The organism is Palleniella intestinalis (assembly GCF_013166595.1).
In the GTDB taxonomy this organism is placed as follows: domain Bacteria; phylum Bacteroidota; class Bacteroidia; order Bacteroidales; family Bacteroidaceae; genus Prevotella; species Prevotella intestinalis.
On sequence record NZ_JABKKG010000012.1, the window covers coordinates 15,649 to 37,691 of the forward strand.

At 41.0% G+C, this 22,043-nt stretch carries 14 protein-coding genes; 13 read left to right on the forward strand and 1 reads right to left on the reverse strand.

Going from position 1 to position 22,043, the window contains the following annotated elements:
• Window positions 1-11 precede the first annotated feature (11 nt).
• A complete protein-coding gene (locus HPS57_RS13240) occupies window positions 12-1,169 on the reverse strand; it encodes a DUF3800 domain-containing protein (RefSeq protein ID WP_172183904.1) in 1,158 nt (385 codons plus the stop codon).
• A gap of 304 nt (window positions 1,170-1,473) precedes the next feature.
• Between HPS57_RS13240 and HPS57_RS13245 the strand changes: the two genes are divergently transcribed.
• From HPS57_RS13245 to HPS57_RS13295, 13 genes are all read left to right on the forward strand, one after another.
• Window positions 1,474-1,710, forward strand: a complete 237-nt coding sequence (locus HPS57_RS13245; RefSeq protein WP_172183906.1) for a helix-turn-helix domain-containing protein — start codon at window positions 1,474-1,476, stop codon at window positions 1,708-1,710.
• Window positions 1,711-1,830: 120 nt separating this feature from the next.
• Window positions 1,831-3,858, forward strand: coding sequence for a methylation-associated defense system DNA methyltransferase MAD2 (gene mads2, locus HPS57_RS13250; protein WP_172183908.1), 2,028 nt, complete (start codon window positions 1,831-1,833; stop codon window positions 3,856-3,858).
• On the forward strand, window positions 3,855-5,234 hold the full coding sequence (gene mads5 / locus HPS57_RS13255; RefSeq protein WP_172183910.1) for a methylation-associated defense system restriction endonuclease subunit S MAD5: 1,380 nt from the start codon (window positions 3,855-3,857) through the stop codon (window positions 5,232-5,234). The genes mads2 and mads5 overlap by 4 nt, the downstream gene beginning before the upstream one ends.
• Before the next feature lie 11 nt (window positions 5,235-5,245).
• On the forward strand, window positions 5,246-6,739 hold the full coding sequence (locus HPS57_RS13260; RefSeq protein WP_172183912.1) for an RNA-binding domain-containing protein: 1,494 nt from the start codon (window positions 5,246-5,248) through the stop codon (window positions 6,737-6,739).
• Window positions 6,740-6,750: 11 nt separating this feature from the next.
• Window positions 6,751-7,413, forward strand: coding sequence for a CpXC domain-containing protein (locus HPS57_RS13265; protein WP_172183914.1), 663 nt, complete (start codon window positions 6,751-6,753; stop codon window positions 7,411-7,413).
• A 2-nt stretch (window positions 7,414-7,415) separates the two neighbouring features.
• Window positions 7,416-8,807: a hypothetical protein gene (locus HPS57_RS14375; RefSeq protein WP_253946571.1), complete on the forward strand. Its 1,392-nt coding sequence runs from the start codon at window positions 7,416-7,418 to the stop codon at window positions 8,805-8,807.
• 51 nt (window positions 8,808-8,858) lie between these two features.
• Window positions 8,859-9,575: a hypothetical protein gene (locus tag HPS57_RS14380; RefSeq protein WP_253946572.1), complete on the forward strand. Its 717-nt coding sequence runs from the start codon at window positions 8,859-8,861 to the stop codon at window positions 9,573-9,575.
• A 14-nt stretch (window positions 9,576-9,589) separates the two neighbouring features.
• The gene (mads6, locus tag HPS57_RS14385; protein ID WP_253946573.1) at window positions 9,590-11,827 is read left to right on the forward strand and encodes a methylation-associated defense system protein kinase MAD6; all 2,238 of its coding nucleotides are present in this window, start codon (window positions 9,590-9,592) and stop codon (window positions 11,825-11,827) included.
• Window positions 11,828-11,845: 18 nt separating this feature from the next.
• A complete protein-coding gene (locus HPS57_RS14390) occupies window positions 11,846-13,714 on the forward strand; it encodes a hypothetical protein (RefSeq protein ID WP_253946574.1) in 1,869 nt (622 codons plus the stop codon).
• An 11-nt stretch (window positions 13,715-13,725) separates the two neighbouring features.
• Complete coding sequence (gene mads7, locus HPS57_RS13280) at window positions 13,726-15,282, forward strand: methylation-associated defense system protein MAD7 (RefSeq protein WP_172183916.1); 1,557 nt, start codon at window positions 13,726-13,728, stop codon at window positions 15,280-15,282.
• Complete coding sequence (gene mads8 / locus HPS57_RS13285) at window positions 15,282-20,807, forward strand: methylation-associated defense system ATP-binding protein MAD8 (protein WP_172183918.1); 5,526 nt, start codon at window positions 15,282-15,284, stop codon at window positions 20,805-20,807. The genes mads7 and mads8 overlap by 1 nt, the downstream gene beginning before the upstream one ends.
• Window positions 20,807-21,493: a PP2C family protein-serine/threonine phosphatase gene (locus tag HPS57_RS13290; protein WP_172183920.1), complete on the forward strand. Its 687-nt coding sequence runs from the start codon at window positions 20,807-20,809 to the stop codon at window positions 21,491-21,493. Before mads8 ends, HPS57_RS13290 begins: the two co-directional genes overlap by 1 nt.
• The gene (locus tag HPS57_RS13295; protein WP_172183922.1) at window positions 21,490-22,041 is read left to right on the forward strand and encodes a hypothetical protein; all 552 of its coding nucleotides are present in this window, start codon (window positions 21,490-21,492) and stop codon (window positions 22,039-22,041) included. The genes HPS57_RS13290 and HPS57_RS13295 overlap by 4 nt, the downstream gene beginning before the upstream one ends.
• Window positions 22,042-22,043 lie beyond the last annotated feature (2 nt).

Consider the following 22,043-nt stretch of genomic DNA (forward strand, 5'->3'; position numbering starts at 1 on the left):
TGAAAATTAGGTTATTCTACTTCTATTAGTTTTTTGAGCGTCCTATATTCAGGATCATCTAACATGAAAATAGTGCCGTTACTTCCTAAGGTAATTGCATTATAGCACAGTTTCAATCGATGTAGCATTGGTTCAATTATTCCTTGTGTCTTTTTTATGAAGTCTTCAACCTCGCTTTTCTTGGATGGTAATTTATAACCTTTATTGCTACTTGCTATTATCACACCATGATCTCGGAGCTTGGCAATAATTCTATTTCGGAAAGACTGAGTTGAAAGTCTTTCAAATCCCTTTCGTTCCAAATCATTTTGCAGTTCTTGTGTTGAAATGTATCTTCTCACAGAATTGTTCATGAAACGGAATAAAAGATAGTCAAGAACTGCAATCTGCATTTTTGAATTTTCATCAGCGTCTTTATTCTCGAATTCCTGCTTGAATGCCAACGCTTTTCTAAGACATAAGTTAGCTACAGTTGCATCATCCAGACTATCAAAATTAATCTGATCTTCCACACGGAATGTTACAGGGTCTCTTGGAAACTCCTGTATTCCTATTATTTTCTTGCCTAAATATGTTCTGTAGTTAGAACCCTCAGCCTTACTTTTCTTGTTCTCATCATAGCAGAATGCTAAACATCCAGACATAATGTCTGCTAATTGAACAAGAACACCATGTTCACTTTTATTAAAACGAAAATAAAACTCATCAAATAAAGAAAGAGCAGGATTATGGTCCTTAATATATTTTGAAAATGATTGCATAAACTCATTGCCACCAGTTTCATCAGCAACTATGGTGAGTTTCTGGAAACTTTTTTGGAGAGCATTATAAGCCATCTGGTTCAAGAACTTATAAAACGATGTTTTTATTCTAAGTCCACTTTGTTCATATATCTTTCTTTTGTCAACAACAAGGTAGTATATATTAAACGGCAATGGCATCAAATCGTCGAGTAGTTTTCTAATACGAGTGTGATTGTTTTTAAGATGACTTGATTTCATCTCTCCTGTCTGAAAATGTTTTTTACGTACTGCTTCTACGGAGTCACGTAGAGCGGGTAGATCGCTGTCATTCACTATGATGGCAGTGATAATAAAGTGAGTAGAGACGTTTGGTTTTTCAAAAGTAAAGCCAAATGCTCCGAATTCATCATAGAAAGCGTATTGCATATAATACTTCAGAGTTTGATTATTAGACAAACATTTCATAGTAATAACAGTCGTGTACAACTGGCAAAACAGCTGATTAACAACTATATTCAGTTGCAAAAATAGTAATAAAAGACGAGTAACATGCAAGAAAGTAAAGAAAATGCAATCAAATAAAAGAAAATTCTGTAGTTTTCCTTGTTTTTTGCGGTAGAATTATTAAATTTGCATAATACGCAATATAAATGGTTATGTCTTTTACAATAAAACAGAGATTGATCCGTTATATGTATTAAAGGTATAAAGCATGTAAAACCTAAGCAATATGGCAAAGGAAAAAGATTTTAATAGACTCAAAGTTGTACTGGCTGAAAAGAAGCGTACCAACAAATGGTTAGCAGAACAACTTGGTAAAGATCCTGCTACGGTGAGTAAGTGGTGCACTAACTCCGCCCAACCGGGATTAGAAACATTGTATCAAATAGCATCATGTCTTGAAGTTGACGTGAAGGATCTTCTTGTTCCCAACAAGGAGGAAAACATAATTATTTATAGAAAATAAAACTCCAATTTGACCAAACCCGATAAAATAAGTTTCAATGTTTTGACTATCCAAGGATGAACATAAGATGGACTAACATGGATATGGTTATTTGGACTAAATAGAATAAATTTGCATAATATGGCAAACTCTGACAACAATATAGGTTCTCAGAACGAAATAGTTCTTGGAGAAAACGAAATGGTATGCTCACTCACTAACCGTGTTGTGAAGACCACCGATAAAGAAATGACATTGCAGTCTATGATTGCGATGATGACAGAAGAGTATGGTTTTGCTCCTGAAGATATGGAGCGTGACTATAAGGTAAAGTATGATGATGCGGAAAGCGGAAAGACAAAGACACAGAAGGTGGATTTGGCTATCTTCAATGCAGGACACGCTCATGATGCTGACGAACTCATCCGTTTTATCATTGTTGCCAAAGATGCCAAAGTAAAGCCCAACGACAAGAAAAATGGCGTAGAAGCTACTACAGAAAACATCTTATGCACCACAGACTGCGCGTTTGCTTGCTGGACCAATGGTGAAGACTTACAATATGTACATGCTTTCGAAGACGCTTTTGGTCAGGTTACTTGTGAGGCTATTTCGGATTTTCCTGCCGAGGGGCAAACTCTTGAAGACCTTGAAGCACAAGGCGAGCGAGCTGTACCACGCAAACCTGCCAATGAGTCGCTTGTTAAGACCTTCAAGCGTTGTCATGATTATATCTATGGCAATGAAGGTATGAAGAAGACTGCCTTCTGGGAGCTTCTCAACCTTATCTTCTGCAAGCTCTATGATGAGAAACGTCGTTTCTCTGATGCGAGAGAAGGCATCAGCTATCGTCGTCGTTTTTGGGTTGGAGTAAAAGAGCAAAACACTCCAGAAGGACAGCATGAAGTAGCAGAGCGTATCAAAGGAATTTTCGAGGATTTGAAGGATAGCAATATCTTCAAGGATGTGTTCGACGGTAATGAGCAGATTATGCTTTCAGACCGTGGTCTTGCTTTTGTGGCAAGCGAATTGGCAAAGTATTCTTTCCTCGATGCTACGGTTGACGTGAAAGGTACTGCCTATGAAACCATTGTAAGCAACACGCTGAAGCAGGAGGCTGGTCAGTTCTTTACGCCGCGCAATATTATTAAATGTATGGTTGAGATGCTCGATCCCGACCAGAATTGTCGTGTGCTCGACCCTGCTTGTGGTTCGGGCGGTTTCCTTGTGATGGTGCTCGACCATGTGCGTCATAAGATTGCCAAGAATTTCTATCCCGAACTTGACGACATTCACCTTGAAGCCAAGATCAACTCTGCAGAAGTGGACGACGCTGTGCGTGAATATGCCGAGAAAATGATTTTCGGTTTCGATTTTGACCCAGACTTGAAGAAGGCTGCACGTATGAATATGGTGATGGCTGGTGACGGACATTCAAATATCTACAATATCAACTCGCTCGACTATCCTTATGGTAGTAAGCCAGACGTTCCTCATATTGCTGAAGCAGTAAACGTAAGTATCAAACATAGTGTCGATAAAGAGTTCCATTTTGAGACTCCTGATACAAATGCTCAGGGCAAGTTCGACATGGTATTTACGAACCCACCATTTGGTACAAAGGTAGAAGTAGACCAAGAGATTGCTGCACGCTATGAACTGAATAGCAAAGCTCCAGAGGTACTCTTCATAGAGGCTTGCTATAACTTCCTGAAACCAGGTGGCAAAATGGCTATCGTCTTGCCCGATGGAATCTTGGGCAACCCTAATACAGAGAGTGTACGTCTGTGGATACTGCAACATTTCAAGTTGCTTGCCAGCGTGGACTTGCCAGTAGAGACCTTCCTGCCACAGGTAGGCGTACAGGCTTCACTACTCTTCCTGCAGAAGAAGACAGATGCTGAGATACTTGTACCTATTGAGAATGAAGACTATGATGTCTTTATGGCAATCGTAGAGCAGGTTGGCAAAGACCGTCGTGGCGTTCCTGTTTACGTAAAGGACGATGACGGAGCAGAAATCCTGTTTGAGCATTACAAGAAATGGCTCACTTACGCTGATAACGGACGTGAGATTGTAAGACAACGTAGAGAGCGCATCAAGCATTTGGCGGATGACCTGCCGAAGGTAGCAAAGGCGTATATGGAGTTTAAGGAGGGAAAAGTATGAAATTTAATGTTGTAAATACAAAAAATGTACATTCTACTCAAAGATTTGATCCCTCTTTTCATTTAAGTGATGCTATCATTCTTAGAGAAAAAGTTGAAAATGTACCTTTTGAGCAAGTGTCGGTTGCGGATGCTACAGAAAATGTATTCCTTGGAAACATTTTTTCTCGCATTTTCGTAAAAGATGCAGAACATGGCATTCCTTACTTAGCAGCATCCGACACGGTGTTGGCTAATTTGAATACAGGTAGATACTTGTCTAAAAAACAAGCATCTGCTTTGTCGTATCTAATGCTGAAAAAAGATTGGATAGTAGTTACTTGTTCTGGAACTATTGGCAATGTTACGTATACTAATTCTTCCTTTGAAAACCATATAGCAACTCACGATTTAATTAGGATTGTACCAAATGACAATAAAATTCTTCGTGGCTATCTGTATTCATTTTTAGCATCGAAGTATGGTTATAATCAACTTACTCAGTCTCAATTTGGTGGTGTGGTAAAACATATTAATGCCGAGCATGTACGAAACATAAAAGTACCTTGTTTTCCAGAATCCTTTCAACAAGAAGTAGATGACTTGATACAGGAATCTGCTAGATTAAGGGAAGAAGCGGCTGATGCGTTGAAAAAAGCCAAACGGACATTAAAGACATTCATAAATGCAGATTTTAAAAAAAACAACTATAAAACGAGCATAGTTAAATCAAAAAGTATTTTAACTTCGTTACAGCATCGACTCGATCCGCCCGCATTAATGAATGATGGAGTTTTTGCAATGCAAGAAGTTACTTCTCGCATTGCAACCAAAATTATTGCAAATATAAATGCAACAGTTTCGCGTCCAGGAATCTTTAAACGTATTTATGTTGAAAATGGCATACCTTACATTAAGGGTTCGGAAATATTCTTGAATAACCCGTTTAGGAGATGTGAGCATTTATCTCGAACAAGAACACCCTTCATTGACGAAATGACTCTATTTGAAGGACAAATACTGATTACTTGCGCAGGTTCTGTAGGAAACATAAAAATGATTACCAAGGAATATGAAGATAAGAAAGCCATTGGTTCTCAGGATATTATCCGTCTTGCTTCTAACGATGAATTATTCACTAAAGAATATCTCTTTACATACCTACAAATGCCATTTGTATACGACTATATTCAGTCAATGAAATATGGTTCAGTAATTGAGCGTATAGAGCCTTTTCATATTGAAACAATTCCAATAGTAACACCAACTAAGGAACTTTCAGAAGAGGTTACATCAATTATTAGACAATATATGGATTACACTTATCGAGCTTTCAATGCAGAGCAAAAAGCCATTCGCATGGTCGAGCAGGAAATCGAGAAGTGGAATAAACATTAAAGGATTGCATTATGACTGAAGATACTTTTAAAGACCTATGTCTTTGTGGCGAGACCACTAAAGTACAGTTTAAGGAAGCGTTCACTTCGCAGAAGGAAATAGCAAAGGAAATGATAGCCTTTGCTAACTCCAAGGGTGGAGTAATCCTCTTTGGTGTTGAAGACAAAAGCGGTAAACTTGTAGGTCTGTCATACGATGAGATACAAGTTATCAGTCGTGAACTTGGCAATGCAGCCAATGAGCAAGTGCGCCCAACAATCTATATTGAGACAGATGTGATACATTTGGAAGGCAAGCATTTTCTGGTATGCACAGTAGAAGAAGGCAAGAACAAGCCCTACAAGAATCTCAACGGCGAGATATGGGTGAAACAAGGAGCTGACAAAAGACGCATCACGGAAAATATAGAAATTCTTGGTTTATTTCAAACTACAGGCAATTATCATCCCGAAGAAGATGGCGAAAGAGGTTCGTCTATGAATGACTTAGAGATGGCGTATGTGCGGGATTATTTCAAAAGAGTATATGGCAGGGAGATAGAAGATTTTGATCAACCATTGGAAAGAATGCTCCGCTCATTAGGCATTTTGAAGCAGAATGGCGAGCTAACACGTGCTGGAGTACTCTTCTTTGGTAAAAACCCACAACAATATGAACGTTCGGTAGTTGTCAAAGCTGTAGTATTTGCCGGTAACGAACTTGGCGATACCAACTATATTGACAGCCGTGACATATCCAGCACTTTGCCAAGAATGTTCTATGAAGGTATGGCTTTTCTAAAGTCTTATTTGCATCATGAACAGAAAGGACAGAATTTTAATTCTGTTGGAATCCTCGAAATACCTGAGGTAGTGTTAGAAGAGTTACTTCAAAACGCCTTGGTGCACTTTGATCTGCTAAACCATGCCGCTATCCGATTGCTGATCTTCAACGACCGCATAGAAATCATCAACCCTGGTTGTCTTTATGGAGGACTAACTGTAGATGATATAAAACTCGGTGTCTCTCGTCAACGTAACCCTCTGATGGTTGCTTTCGCAGCCAAGACGATGATTTATCGTGGTTTGGGGTCCGGAATCGTTCGTGCAATGCGAGAGGACAATCACATCGACTTTGACAACGAAGTGTCTGCTAACCAATTTAAGGTTACGATTTGGAGAACTACCCAAAAGAAGCCTTTAGAGGATAGTAATACTATCCAAAAGGACTCTGATACTATCCAAAAGGACTCTGATACTATCCAAAAGGACTCTGATACTATCCAAAAGGACTCTGATACTATCCAAAAGGACTCTGATACTATCCAAAAGAATTTGGATTTTTCAGAAGAAGAAGTACTAAAATTCTTAATAGAGAATCCAAAGGCAACCATTAGCGAAATGGTAGATGCAATAAGCAGTTTATCTTTAGGTGGCGTGAAATTCGTTATCGGCAAACTACAGAAGAAAGGCCTACTCAAACGTGTTGGTGGAAGAAAGCACGGAGAATGGCAAGTACTGATATAAAATGAAACCATATGTCACAGTTAAGGAAAGAAACAATAGAATGTCCACATTGCCACAAGGAAGGTGAGTTTGACCTTTGGACATCGGTTAATGTTGATCTGGATCCAGAGCTCAGGGAAAAGATTTTCTCTGATGAGCTATTCTTGTACCATTGTCCTCACTGTGGCGAGGTTACTGGGGTTCCTGCTGGTACACTTTATCACGATATGGAGCACAAGTTTATGCTCTTCTTCGAGTTCTTTAAGCCAGAGGGATATGACTATATGCCAATGGAACTGCCAAATACTTTGGGCATGGATAAGAACTACACGTTTCGTGTGGTCTTTGACTTACAACGCTTCAAGGAGAAGATTGTAATTTTGGAACATGGTCTTGACGATGTTGCCATAGAACACCAAAAGTATATGATAAGCCATGTTATCATGCCAGAGATCGCAGAGAAAGGCTACGAGCTTTTCTTTGCAAAACTGGAAGAGCCAGATGAGGAGTTTCCTTTGGGTAAGATTTTCTTCTTCTATAACGACGAGGAGAAGCAACAAACCATGGAAGTTCGATTTGCTATGGACAACTACTATGAGCACAAACTTGCCTGTGAACTTGACCCACGTATGACAATTGAAGGTTGCATGTGTGTGGACGAGGAATGGTTGTCAAAACAACTAAAGGAGGAATAACTATGGCAGATAATCTATATGACTTCGACAACAACGGTCTTGCCCGTGCATATAAAGATTGCAAATGGGCACTTTTTGACAGAGAGGAAAACCAAGTTGGTGAGTGGTATTCCTATATTGAAGAATGGGGTGAAGGTTTTTACAAAATAGAACAAGGCGCAAAGAAAAACATCATGCGCCCAGATGGTTCTGTAGTTCTGAAGGCATGGCACAATGATGTCTTCAAGGTGAAGCAGGGCTTCTTCCTATTCAGCAACACGATCCGCAAATCGAAGAATAATCCAAAGACTCGCTACACCTACGGACTGGCACATGTAAATGGTGATGTTATATTCCCCATGATTTTCGATAGAGCTGATTGGCTTGAAAAAGGCGATGGTATCTATTCAGAAATAGATAGTAAACCTTATATACTCACGCTTGATGGAAGTGTGTACGACCCGGCATGTGACCATCTTCCACGAAAGATCAATGTTGACTATAAAGAACTGTTTGAGAAATTTGCAAACTGGACATTACCCGGATTGCAGTTCTTTTACAGAGACACCGATGCTCCTGTCGTAATAGATACAACATACCATGTAGGTGATGTTCTTCGAGCTGGTTTCTTTGTGGATGTCACCACCAAGTTGTACAGACCTGCCCATAAGACTCGTTTCCTTATCGCCAGCGCACATGCCGCTATGATGTGTGAAATTGAAGAGCTATGTCAACAGAATCCAGATGTAAAGAAATGGAATCTGTGTACGCTTCACTTCAACAGCTATTTCAAAGTCATGGACGTGTATGAGAAGGACGGTGTAACCCAGGTGTTCCTACTCCACATCCCTGCAGCTGCAGCATTCTTCATCGGGCATGACGAGACAGCCATGAATTTTGTGAATGAGGCAACTGGTCAGGAGACTTCGCTTATTGACATAGCCCGAAAGAGTCTTGACGAGAAGATGCAAATGGAAGTTCACCCACGTTCTCTTGATAAGGAATTCTGTGAGCGAATGGAGCATCCTATAGGGTTAGACGACGACTTCTATCCTGTACCTCTTAATTCTGCTGATGAGCCAGAAGAAGGACCTATAGCCAATTTAAGCAATATGATTCACAAGTTGGCTGATGATGCAGATATACAGGACTTCATCAATGTAGAAGACAACTATCCTTATCATGGCGTTGAAGGTTCTGTTTGCGAGGGCTGTATCTATGCGAATGGCATACAAGGTCACGGAGAAGGTTGTGGCAGACTCTTCATAAAGAGCTTCCGTGAGCGTTATCTTAAAGGCAGATGCGAATATCGTAAGACAGATATTAAGACACCATCCGAGTTTGAGGAGATGGACAAGTATCACAAGAAAATCGAGAAAGAAAAGATAGAGAAATCTTGTGACACCTTTGCTTAGAATAAACTGAAGAAGTTCATTGCGGAGCGACTCGATGGTGACATAAAGAATTTGAAAGACTTCGACTTCTACACCTTGAAGGAAGATACGGATTTTGGTGACGAACGTGTCAGCGTAGTTGGGCTTGAGAGTATGATTGTAAAGTCAATACTCACCCTTGCATTTGCTGATACTTATCCTGATTTCACTTATGAAAGCATGGATAAGCATAAGTACAAGGCTGATACCATCAATATCACCAACACCATCTTCGGAATCAACTTTGAGGATTACTATAAAGCACTTGAAACATATGATGCGCCATCTGAGCTTCATGCTAGAGTTGTCCGTTTCGGCAAGAAGGTTCACACCATTGGTAACATCATGGTTCTTCCCTTTGGCTTGCACCAAATGCGAGATACTAAGCCACTTGGACGTGGATATTGTGATGTGTTCCTCACGGAGTTCTATAAGATGATGACTGGTGCTAAGAAGTGCAATATGAAGATGTTTGACGCACTTAATCTGAAAAAGAAAGAAATAGCTGCCTTCCGCACGGAAGACAACTTCAATCATATTGTTCACGCACTGATGCTTGAAGACTTCCTTGATTCAGAAGGAAAGCCAAAGCAGGTGTTTCAAGGTCTCTTTAGCTGGGAACCGGGAATATCACGTGATACATTTACAAAAGCTGCCAACGAGTTCCTTGATTTCTGTGAACCGTTTATTGATAAACGAGCTGACAGAATCATTGAAAAGTTGGAAAGAATATTATCGAATAATCAATAAGATATGTATAACATATGGCACAGATAAGAAAACCCATACACGACGATGGTCCTGTAAATGCTGGTGAGCAGCGTTTATTGGACTACCTCGACTTGAAGTTGCCAAGTAACTATATTATTATTCCTAATCTGAATGTTGCTATCACAGGTCAAAACCGAGTGATGAAGTATTGGGAATATGATTGCATTGTTGTGGCACCTCATGCTATTTATCACATCGAGAATAAGGATTGGGCAGGTAATCTCGAAGGAGATGACTGGGCTTGGTTCCGTAGTGGACAAGAGGTAGCAAATCCTCACAAGACTGCAGGTTTGAAGAGCCGTATTCTCGCAAGTAAGATAAAGAATCAGCATCCAGATTGGCGTTTCGGTCAGATACTGACAGCTGTAACCTTAAGTAATCCTCAACAGTCAAAGTTTGGTTTGGATCCTCAATGTGATTGCTACAAGCAAACATTCACATTGGGCGGAGACCTGATAGATTTCCTTACCAAGCCTGAGCTTGTTGGACGAACTCCAGGAATGATCATGGATATTCAGTCACAGCTGGTTGACTTACTCTCTGGACAGTCTGCAGAACGCAGAAGAGCTGAGCGTAAAGAGATTTTCAACTATCTAATAGAGGAAGTCCTGCAGGAAACTGAGGAGTTCACGGAATATCTCTGTGTACCAAAGTTTATCGCGACAGCACATTATATAATTCGGGAATATCCTCTCGATGTTGTCGGCAAGAGTCCAGCAGAACTAAAGAAATTGTCCTTGACGGTACAGAATGCAAGCTTTGCTCAAGATAAAATAGGGGTTTCACCTTATATAGTTAAGACAGACTGTAGAATGAATGAGGAACAGACTTATTACTATGAGATAAGCCGCTATCAAGACGAGAGCTCACTTAGAAGTAAGCTTCGTCAGAAAACCTTCAAGCAGACTGATAAGATCAGCATCATCCTTGATGTAGCTAATGCGCTGAAAGCAGCGCATAAGGAACAAGTTTATCATCGTAATGTCTGTCCAGAGAATATTTTTGTTTATGAAGGTGGTAAGGCTGCTTTGGCAAACTTTGGTATGGCATGGTTTGTCGAGCACTCAGACCTTAGCTTCACAGTAAAGCATGATACCAACGCCAAGTCACCATATACAGCACCTGAGTTCTTGGAGGGTGACGCATGTTCTGGAAGTGATATATTCTCCCTTGGCGTTATCTTCTATGAATTGATGACAGGCAAGCTGCCTTTTGACAGTTGTCTTACATTTACTTCCGCATTAGGAGGTGTGCTTACAGAAGACCTCATGCCAAGCAAGGTATCTAAAGATCTTCCCGAATGGATGGACGAGGTTGTTAAGCACACAATTATTGCTAATCCATTCCAGCGTTGGCAGAAGGCAGATGAATTTATTGAGTTCATCAACAATTCAATGGATGAAGAACAGAAGAAAACCATTGAGGCACAGAACGCCCAGTCTGACAATAATGCTAAAGGTCAGACAAAGGTTGCATATCTGAAGGACATGAAACCTGGTGTCAAGGTTACTCCCTCAATGACTCTTCATGAGATTCTTGGTAGAGGAGGTTTTGGACGTGTGTTCAAGGTCTGGCACGATATGCAGAAGCAGTATCTTGCCATCAAGATCTTTGAGCGTGATGCCTCCGTTGACAATGCCATCAACGAGTTTGAGGCATTAAAATCTCTCCACCATCCAAACATTGTTGAGTTCAAGTTTAACGACCGCACTCAGCAGGGGCTGTTCTATACCTTGATGGAACTACTTGAAGGAGAAAACCTGCAAGACTACACAAGAGGTGATCTCCGTCTTCCTGTTGATGAAGTCTATAAGATGGCAACACAGATTCTGAAAGCCCTCCGCTATATGCAAGAGGATCAGAATCCTCCTGTATATCATAGAGATATTAAGCCAAGCAACATTATGTGGCATAAGCGTCAGATCTATAAGCTTATCGACTTCAATATCTCTACAACTACCGATGATAAGTCATTTGGTGGAACATTCCCTTATATGGCTCCAGACCTTGTCGTATCAGGAAACAAGATCGACTGGGATAAGTCAGCCGATACATTTGCATTGGGTATCACTATCTATGAGCTACTTGCACATGCCTATCCATGGCCAGGAAGCAATATGCGCCCTAATATTCACATGCAACCAACCGATATTCGCAACTACAATGATAAGTTGACTGATGAGATTGCTGACTTTGTAATGAAGGCAATCATTACTGATAGACATAAGTGATTCACATCTGCCAAGGAGATGTTGGAGGCATTAGAGAAGATTGGTGTAAATGGAATTTTGAAAGACACTTCAACCATCATAAACACCTTTAATGTCAATGCAAATCCTGTGGATTATATCAATTCCCTATATAGCCAGAGTCGTCATGGCAATAGCGGTACACGTGCAGGAGCGAAATCACATGCTTTTGATGACTTGACCTATTCAAAGACTAAGTTGGATAAGCAGCTTATCCAGGACATCAAGGATTTGAAATACAAACTGATTATCATTACTGGTAATGCTGGTGATGGTAAGACTGCTTTTATTCATAGAATCGAAGATCAGGGAACCAATAAGGAATCATTCGATACCAATAATGGTTCACAGTTCTTTATCAACGGGGTACGTTTTGAGTCAAACTATGATGGCTCACAGGATGAGGATAATAAGGCCAATGATGATGTATTGGCACAATTCCTTGCTCCTTTCAACAGCCTGAATGACTATACTCAGGCTAATGAAGGTCGTGTGATTGCGATCAATGAAGGTCGTCTTGTGGATTTCCTATCTACTCGTTCGGAACTGAGAGAGCTTCAAGATAACATCGAGGAATATTTCTATCAGGAAGGTCACGCAGAACTTCTTCCAGGACTTATGGTCATCAACCTTAATCTCCGTTCGGTAACAGCAAGAGATGGTAATTCTCCAAGTCTGTTAGCTCAACAGGTTAAGAAATTGACTCGTCCTGAGTTATGGTCTAAGTGTGAGGGCTGTCCGATAGCTGACCGCTGCTATATCAAATATAATGTAGATACATTCCAGGATAGCAGTGCTGGTGACGAGGTTATCAATCGTCTGGAATGGCTTGTAAGAACCATTGTCTATAAGCGTGAGCTCCACATCACTATGCGTGACTTGCGTTCTATGATTGCTTGGATGCTTACTCGTGACTACTCGTGTGATGAGGTCAAACAATTAGTGGAGTATGTTCAGACTGAGCAGTTGCCAGAATATTATTGGCAGTATTATTACTTCAATGTAACTGCACCAGTAGCATGGCCAGCAAAAGACTTCATGCTTCCTTCTCTCGATTCAAATGACCGATTGGTCAAGTTGCTTCGTGAGACAGATGTGGCAGGTGTTGCTCTTCCAGCGTACGACCGTGACCTTTATTATACCTCAAAGCTTCCTAATGATTATCTGATCTTTAGTGACCGCAAACGCAATCTGTTGAATGACTTCAACGAAAATAACATTATCATTCCTGCATATGAGGTAAAGTCAGATGTAATCAGGATGCAGTCAACTGGTCGCCACAAGAGCTATGTTCGTCATCAGTATTTCGAGGGTAAGTTTGATTTTCGCAGACGACTCCCATATCGTTATGCAAGTATGTTCGAGGAACAACTTCGTGTTGAAGACGAGAATGCGCTTAAACAGACGATGCAGGATCTGGCTTGTGCTATTTCCGCAAGTGAAGGTTGTGACAATACAAACCTGACTAAAGGCTATCTGCTATTGGCAAGTTCAAATGTCGGTGATCCTATATCAAAGAGTTACCGTCGTTTCCCTTTGGATGAATTTGAGTTGTTCGTGAATAAGACCGATCACTTGACCAAGTATATCGAGTACGAAAGCGACAGCCTTACTTTCCGTCATAAGACAGATAAATTCATCCAGTTGACAGTTAGCCTTGACCTCTATGAAATGCTTCAATACATTCGTGCAGGTTTCAGTCCTTCTGTCAATGACCTTCGAGGTCGATTTATCGAGCTTCAGATTTTCAAGAATCTGTTAGAAGCAAAGACCTATACAGAGATTCTTGTAACCAAGAACAACAGAAAGTTCACCGTGATTCGTCTCGATGGCAAGAAACATATTGTTATTGAACCTCTTAACGCATAAAGAATACGATTATGATACTGAAATTAAAGAAAGGTACCGTTGCATTCTTGAACAAAGAATTGCTTTACGTAGACTTCAAGTCGGTAAGACTGGATCGTGTTCTTACTAACTTGTTCATCAAAATGTATGCCGATGGACAGCCTGTCCAGCTAGCATTCAGAAAAGAATATACCATTGACACCCTAAAATCCAACCTCAACACGCTTGAGGAGCAAGGTGTCATCAAAGGTGTGAAGGATAATCCTGATGGTGTTGAAGACTGGCTCCGCAGTTCCCTGCTTGAACTTGTGAACCGTGGTAACGTCATCAAGGAGCATGTATCAACACTGAAGCCACTCCACCTATTGAGTTTCCGTGTGCAGAACAGTAAGTTCTGCCGTGATTATCGTGCTTCAGATCAGTTGTATCTAATGTTGAAAAGCAACCCTGAAGTCATGAAGGGATTGGTAAAGTATCTCAGCAAAGGTTGGGATAAGGCCTCTGGAGAAATCAACACCCAGGAGGATCTTGATGTTGATACAACAGGTATTCTCCATATAACCAAGCCTCTGCGTGAACGCAAGAGTATGAACAAGGATGTTGATGTCATTCCAAAACCGCTTTTGGAGAAACAGGCTGCCTTGTTTACCGATGATGTCCGTAGATTGCTCCTCTATAAAGAGAAACTGCCAAGAGCGGTCTTCATTGACTATCTTCGAATCCTCTGCGGTCTTCATCTGGCTCTTTATACAATGAAGGTTGTGTATCTGTTGCCAAAGATGGTTGATGCAGGTACTCGTAATGTTACAGACGACTGGTCAATGGTTGTTGATCTGACAGATAATCTTGACAGTATTGTCTCTCAGTATGCTTGTAAGGATATTGAGCGCATGGAGAACAGCTATGGCAAGTATATTCGTGCCACCTACATGGTCGATATTATCCAGAAGAGAAAACGCTGTGATGTAGATGAAGCATTCCGTATTCTCAAGGAAGATAACAACAAGCAGGGAGAATACTATGAGAAGGAACTCAATGATATTGAGGACAGCCTTCCAAACAGCGACGAGAAGGAGTTTGATAAGAACGACTTCCATGAAATGCTGGAATTCTTTCCCGAGGAAGACTACTTCGACATGTTTGTGCATGTACTCGAAAAGTCTAATTTGGGAGCCAGTCAGTACAAGTACATTCATGATTTCGTTGATGCCGTCTGCATGAAGAATAGCTCTTCTATGTTGTTGGCTGACAGCCGTTCAAAGCGCCATCCTCGTAGAGGTGCTTTAGGCAGTAAACTGCTCGAAACCTTAGTTCAGCTGTTAGTTCTTAAAGAGAAAGCTAATGGAGGTTATGAAACTCGTTCTCTCTCTATTGATGAGTTAGCAAGTGCCATCCGTAAGCGTTATGGACTCATCATCAACGGAATTGGAGAAGAACGTTTTGCTGATGCTGACGTAGAGATGAATGCCGCATTCAGAGTAAATATGGATGCGTTCAAAAATAAGCTCCGTCAGATTGGATTCTATACAGATATGAGTGATGCTTGTATCCTTCAAAAGATTCGTCCACGTTATAAATTGGAAGACTAATGGAAAATATAAAAACTCTATATTACGAACGCTTCATTCAACATGTCGTTGAAGCGTATTCACAAAAGTTGAAGTCTGCCAAGCCGGGACACTGTATGAAAATTACAGGTCTGGCTATGAAGGAACTTCGTGTCTTACTTCCATTGCTTCGTCCTTTGAACAGTGGAATGGAAGTTTATATTCTCTCAGAAACAGAGAAAGGCAACGAATACATCCATGCTACAAAGCTTATTGAGTTACGCAATAATCCAGATAAATCGGTACTGATTCTTGTACCTTCAAACAGCCGAACATCTGCAGAAGACTCTTATGGTGATGCAACATTCCAAAATCTGTCAGTAGCTGAGCTGCAGGATTCCTTTGTATATAAACTCATAAGTGAATTACCTGAGGAGAAGGAATATCTTTGGACGCAGATGGTAGACCTCTTTAAGGAGATTAAGCCTGCAAGAACAACAGTCATCAACTACCTCCTATACCTGGAGACGAAGCAGTATGCTGGCGAAGCTTGGGGTAACGGCTTATACCTCTTTGGCATGCTCCCAGACAAGGATCTCATTAAGAATGAAGGTACAATTAGAAGACGCTTCATAATCAATCTGGAGAAAGTCTCATCTGTGATGGCTGACTTCTCATTGACGGCTGCTGACAGAATTGTTAGTCTTCCTTTGGTAAGAAATACCGTTCAGAAAGATTTGATGGTATTCTTTACTTCTACTAACAATATTGAAGATGCAGTATCTCTTTTTGAGAACATTCATGATAATCATCCTGAGTTCAACTATGCAGTATTGCCTTGGATCGATAAGGACAATGAAAGCAAGCCAGTGAAGGTTATGGTAGATATAGCCCCAGGCAAGGATCCAAAGAAAGAACTTGTTCGTGATGCTGATACGGGTGCTCTATTGCTTGCCATTCCGCAGGACAAGAAGGGTAAGGTGTCATTTACGATTACAACAGACCCTTCACCAAAAGACAATCCTGATATATTTTCATTTGAGATAGCATTGGTCAACATTGATGACTTTACTGAGGTCGGTGTTGTCAAGAAAGCAAAGGTTGGTACAAACAAGCGTGCCTCCCGAAAGCTTTCATTGAACATTGCGTCTGGAATGTTTGAAGAAGGAGAATATATGCTTCGTGTCCGTGCCCTTGATGAGAACGGCATTGTTCTTGATACCTTAAAGGAGTTCAAGGAAGAACGTGTTCAGGCAGCATGGCTTGATGCGAAGGAACAGAATTCTAAACTTCAGATGGAGCAATACCGTCTGGAGCAGCATGTGGCATACTGTAACGAATCGGAGAGCTTCACAATTACCACTGACGAATATACAGGAGAAGGCGAAGTCGACAAACGTGGTAAGGTCAATAGCTATACTCAGGCAATTATCCATTATCGCAGCACACATCTCTCAAAAGAAGAAGATTTAGAACTTCCTAAAGGTGGCGCAGACAGAAGTCTATGGATTGAAGGTACTTTGAACAATACCTATCAGTTTGACTTTGGTGCGGCTTATGCTTATCAGATTCAGTTGCCTAAGAAACTGATTCAGTTGGAAACCACATTCCTCAGTAAAGATGATGAATTTGGTCATGTTGAAGCATTGCTCAGCGGCAATCCAACTGACACCAAGTTGCTTGATCCAACAGATACAGCAAAGCAATATCCTCTGTTCGTTGCAGCCAAGAATCTGAATATTCCTGATGAATTGACAGCATTGCGTCAGGAATTGTTCTCTGTTATCCGTGAGTCAGCAGATAATGAGACAGGTCTTACATGTACTACAGATTTCACTGCAATTATAGGTCTTGTCAAAGGCTATCTTGCAGAATATGACTCATGGTTGAGAAATATTCAGGAGACAGAATTAAGTGAGGAGCAGATTATCAGTTTGCAGAATCTTGATACAGTTCTTTTGACTGTAGAAATGCCAGATGGCAGCAATGTTAAAGTAAAACTCATTGCTCCACTACATCCATTACGACTGGCTTGGATGATCAACTTGTATGAACTGTATCAGGACTGGGAGGAGAAGACATTGGAGTGTACCAAATACCGCAAGGCATGGTACAGAAAGTTAGACAAACTCTTCATGGGATTACTTCCTATGGAGATTGCTCCTCTTGTTCTCAGCGAAAACTCATTGCAGGAGGCATATCAGTATATTGGAGAAATCACATTCGGTTGGGGCGCATACGCACAACCATCATATGGTCGTGAAGAAGCATTTGCATCTGGCTACCGTCAGTTGAAGTCTTATACTGCAATGCTGCTTAATGTTGCCCGTGAGAAGCAGATTGATAGTGATGTGAGCAAGGAACTTGTTGTTCGTCATCTGTTTAACTATGGCTTGTCTCATCCATATACAGACAAACTGGTCATCAACCTCTTCAATGCCGGTGATGCAGCTGTATTTGCTCAGGCACTCATTGAACTTGAGAAGATTGGACTTGGTCTTGATCTAACATACGAAATACGTCTGTTCTCTGACGACAACATGCTTCAGTCAGGTGAAGCATTCAAGGATTTGCTTGATCCTGAAGGCTATGGAAGAACTACTGTAGAAGCAGAGGTGTTCTCACAGGCATCCGCAAACAGATTGTTCCCTAAACTTCGTTTCTCACTGAATAAGGTCAGCGATTTTATTGATGACCACGATAAGTATCAGGCACACCTTTCATTTCTGGTTAACCCATTCGCAGTACATACAGAATTGGTTCGTCCCGACGAATTAAGCCGTTCTTTCTACTTGAATGGTACTGTCTGTAGGGATGTGGTGAACGCAGCCAAGGAAGGAAAGTCATTCGTTTGGAACAGATACTATTCAAATAAGACTCTCCCTAACCCAGTGTCTGAGTCTGCTAATATGGAGGTCAGTCTTTTTGCACGACTGCAAGAGGCAACAGGAAAGTTGCTCTCTTCAACGCTTGAAGAGTCAGTTCCTGCGACCACCCTTCGTTTGAAAGAAAATGACATGATGCTGCTGTCATTCATTCATGATAGTAGCGACTGGGTGATTACTTTCGACAAGAACATGGGACCAGAGTTCTATGACCTTCCTTGTCTCGGTGAAAATGATGTTCCTTACCTGTTGGATTACGTTCCTGGTGAGGATGCAACAGGTGTGTCTTCATATCTGACCACCAAACCTACAAGCGAGATTGGCGCATTGATGATTCCTCTCTTCCATGAGTATGGTATCAACCTTGAAAGATACGAGAACTTCAAGCAGATCTTGGAAGATGTCCGTTCTGTAAGTAGTTCTTTGATTATGCAGGTCAATGCGACATCACGCAAGGGATTTGAGGTCATCGGAACCACTCTTTGTAAACGCTTCTTGGAGAAGAAGGGTATTACTAAGGAATCATTCCTCATTCCTATCGATCTTCACAAAGAGTTGTTCGTCGACTTGGAAAATGAAAGTAAGGAACGTGCTGACAATCTAGTAGTTAAGATTGATTCAACTAAGAAAGAAATACTATTTACAGTCGTTGAAATCAAGTGCCGCAATACTCATTACAATGCGGAAGAACTACATGCGAAGATGGTTAATCAGATAGAGAATACGATCTTTGCACTCCGTTCCCACTTTGAGATTGCCGTTGATGGTACAGACCGTCTTGACAGAGAGCTCAAAGTACTGGAGTTAAAGTCTTTCCTGGAGTTCTACATTCGCCGTGCAATGCGTTATGGTCAGCTTGATCCTAAGTTTGCTCACGATTATTTATTATTCTTGAGTAAGTTGGCTGATGGATATACAATCAGATTCAAGCAGCTGGGGGTTGTCTTTGATTTCACTCAGATGGAACGTCAGAAGAAACACTTCTATGGTGATGCACTCGTTTATTCAATGGGCGAACCAGTAATTGGTGAAATCCTCAATACAGAAGGTTCACTGAAGACGGAAGTACTTGAAGCTATGGATAAGGAAATTATCAATTTCTTTGAGCCTACTTATTCTGCGCCCAAGGATTCTGACGCAGATATTATAGCTCCTGTACAGCCAGTTGTTATGCCAAATAATCCAGAACAAGATCCTGAGTACGAGGTGATTATCCCAAAGAAACCAACAGTCAAGCCTGTAGTGGAGAAAATTTCAACGGAAGTTCCAGCCGAATCAGTTGTAACACCTACAGTTGAACAACCTTCTGTATCGTTTACACCTCAGGCTGGACCTGAGCAGATGGAGGTCGTTGTACCTGATAATCCATATAACTCTCCAGCGCAACCTGAGCCAGAATCTGTTTCTCCTGCACCAGAATCTGTTGTAGAACCAACTCCAGAGCCAGAACCTGTTGATCCGAACTATCAAGAGCCATCATGTGATGTAATTATCGGCAAGAATAGCGATAGTCCTCAGTTCGGTATTCTTGGTAAGATGAACAGCAACGGACGTGTCATTGGTCTTGACCTAAATGAATGCAACACCATCAGTTTGTTTGGTGTACAGGGCGCAGGAAAAAGTTACACGATTGGTTCTATCACAGAAATGGTACTCCGTCAATTCTCTAATGTGAATCTGTTGCCAGCACCAATGGCTAGTGTTATTTTTCACTACAGTGACAGCATGGATTACGCTCCTGAGTTTACATCGATGGTCTATCCAAACGATGAAGCTAGTCAGTTAGCAAAACTCAAGGCTGAATATGGTGCAGAGCCAGATAGCATCAAGGATGTAATCCTTCTTGCTCCTGAAAGTCAGGTTGAAACCCGAAAGGCAGAATATCCTAATATAGATGTTCACCCAATCGGATTTGATTCATCAGAGTTAGCTGTTCGTGATTGGATGTTCTTGCTTGGTGCTATGGGGAATGACTCCACCTACATCAAAGAGTTGAAACAGATTATGAAGGCTTGTAGAAATGACATGAGTCTTGTCAACATCCGGAATGGTGTTGCTAACAGCAATCACATGAGCTCTTCCCAACGTTCTCTTGCCGAGCAGAAACTTGATTTTGCAGAAGAATATATTACAGATGGCAACAAGCTGCAGGAATTTTTGAAACCAGGACGCTTGATTATTGTTGACCTTCGTGATGAGTTCATCGAGAAAGACGAAGCTCTTGGTTTGTTCGTCGTTATGCTCAATATCTTTTCTTCTGTCATGAAGGTTGACGGACGTGCATTCAACAAGTTCATTGTTTTTGATGAAGCTCATAAGTACATGAATGACAGGGAACTTGTAAGCTCTATTACGACTGCTATCCGTGAGATGCGTCATAAGGGTGTATCTATCATGATAGCAAGTCAGGATCCTATGAGTCTTCCAACAGAAATCATTGAATTGAGTTCTATTGTAGTTATGCATAGATTCAGTTCACCTGCTTGGGTAAAGCATGTACAGAAAGCCATTACCCCACTACAGACCCTTACAGCAACTGAAATGGCTGCATTGGGTTCTGGCGAAGCATATCTGTGGGCAAACAAGGCTACGGACAAGGCTATTACTCAAAGACCAATCAAGATTAGTATTCGCCCACGTGTTACTAAGCATGGTGGTGATATAATTCAGGCAGTTAAGTAATGAAAATATTCCAATATACCAACAAAGGAAGTCGAGAAGAGAACCAGGATTTCGTTATCCACGGTTCCCTTCCCGATAACTCAGCTGTTTTCGTCGTTGCAGATGGCATGGGTGGTTATTCCTATGGAGCTACTGCATCAAAAGTAGTTTCAGAGGCTATCCATGATTTCATTGAAATGAACTATCAGCAATACACTCCTGCAGAAATTTTGAAAGAGGCTATTTCATTTGCAAATGATTCGTTGATGTTGAAGCGAATGGCTATGGCAGCCCTGAAGATGGGATGTGTTATCACTGCACTTCTTGTCACAGGTGGCAGCGCTTATCTCACTTGGCTTGGCGATAGCAGAATTTATATGTACCGAGATGGTCAGGAAGTTTATAGAACTAAAGACCACTCTGTCGTTAATGAGCTTGCAAAGATCAAGACTTTGCGAGTATCAAGTTACGAGAAGTATTCCTCTATCGTGACAAAATCCATCATGGGCGAAGATCCAGTAGATGTTGCTCCAATCAGGAAGATAGAGATTGAATCTGGGGATGTTTTCATCCTCTGTTCGGATGGTTTCCATAAGGAGATAGATATGACTAAGGCACTAAGCTATGATGACTCTAAGAAGGAAGAATTAGATGTCATTGCCGATACTATCTCAGACAACTTTTCTTTCATTAAGGTAGAAATATGATATTGAATAATGCGATTATTGAGGATCTAAAGGAAAAGTCAGGTCTCCTGTTTGACAAAGCAGGAGACTTTAGCATTTTATCTTCCCTCATTTTTGATGAAACAGGACGTACTATAGGTGCAACCACATTGAAGCGTTTGTTCTACTATATCAAGGATGATAGAAAGGCAAGCGAATATACATTGAATACTATAGCCATCTACATTGGGCATAAGTCATGGGAAAAATATTCAGCATCAAAGAATCTTGTAAGTGATTGGGGATTTAACGATGATACGCTTTATATTCATGTCCTTGAGTTGAACACGAAGATAACAGTTCAATATCTCAATCGAAGGTTGACATTTGTGGTTGTTGAGCATGAAGGAAAGAACTATCTGAAGGTTATGTCATGCGAAAATAGCAGCCTTCACGTTGATGATCTCCTCCTCGTTTACAGAATACGAAAAGGCGAGATTCTTGAAGCAGAGAAAGTAATCCGAGGCGAAAGCATTGGTAACTACAAGACTCATGGAGAGATATTAAACATCGAATTATTTAAGAACTAAGA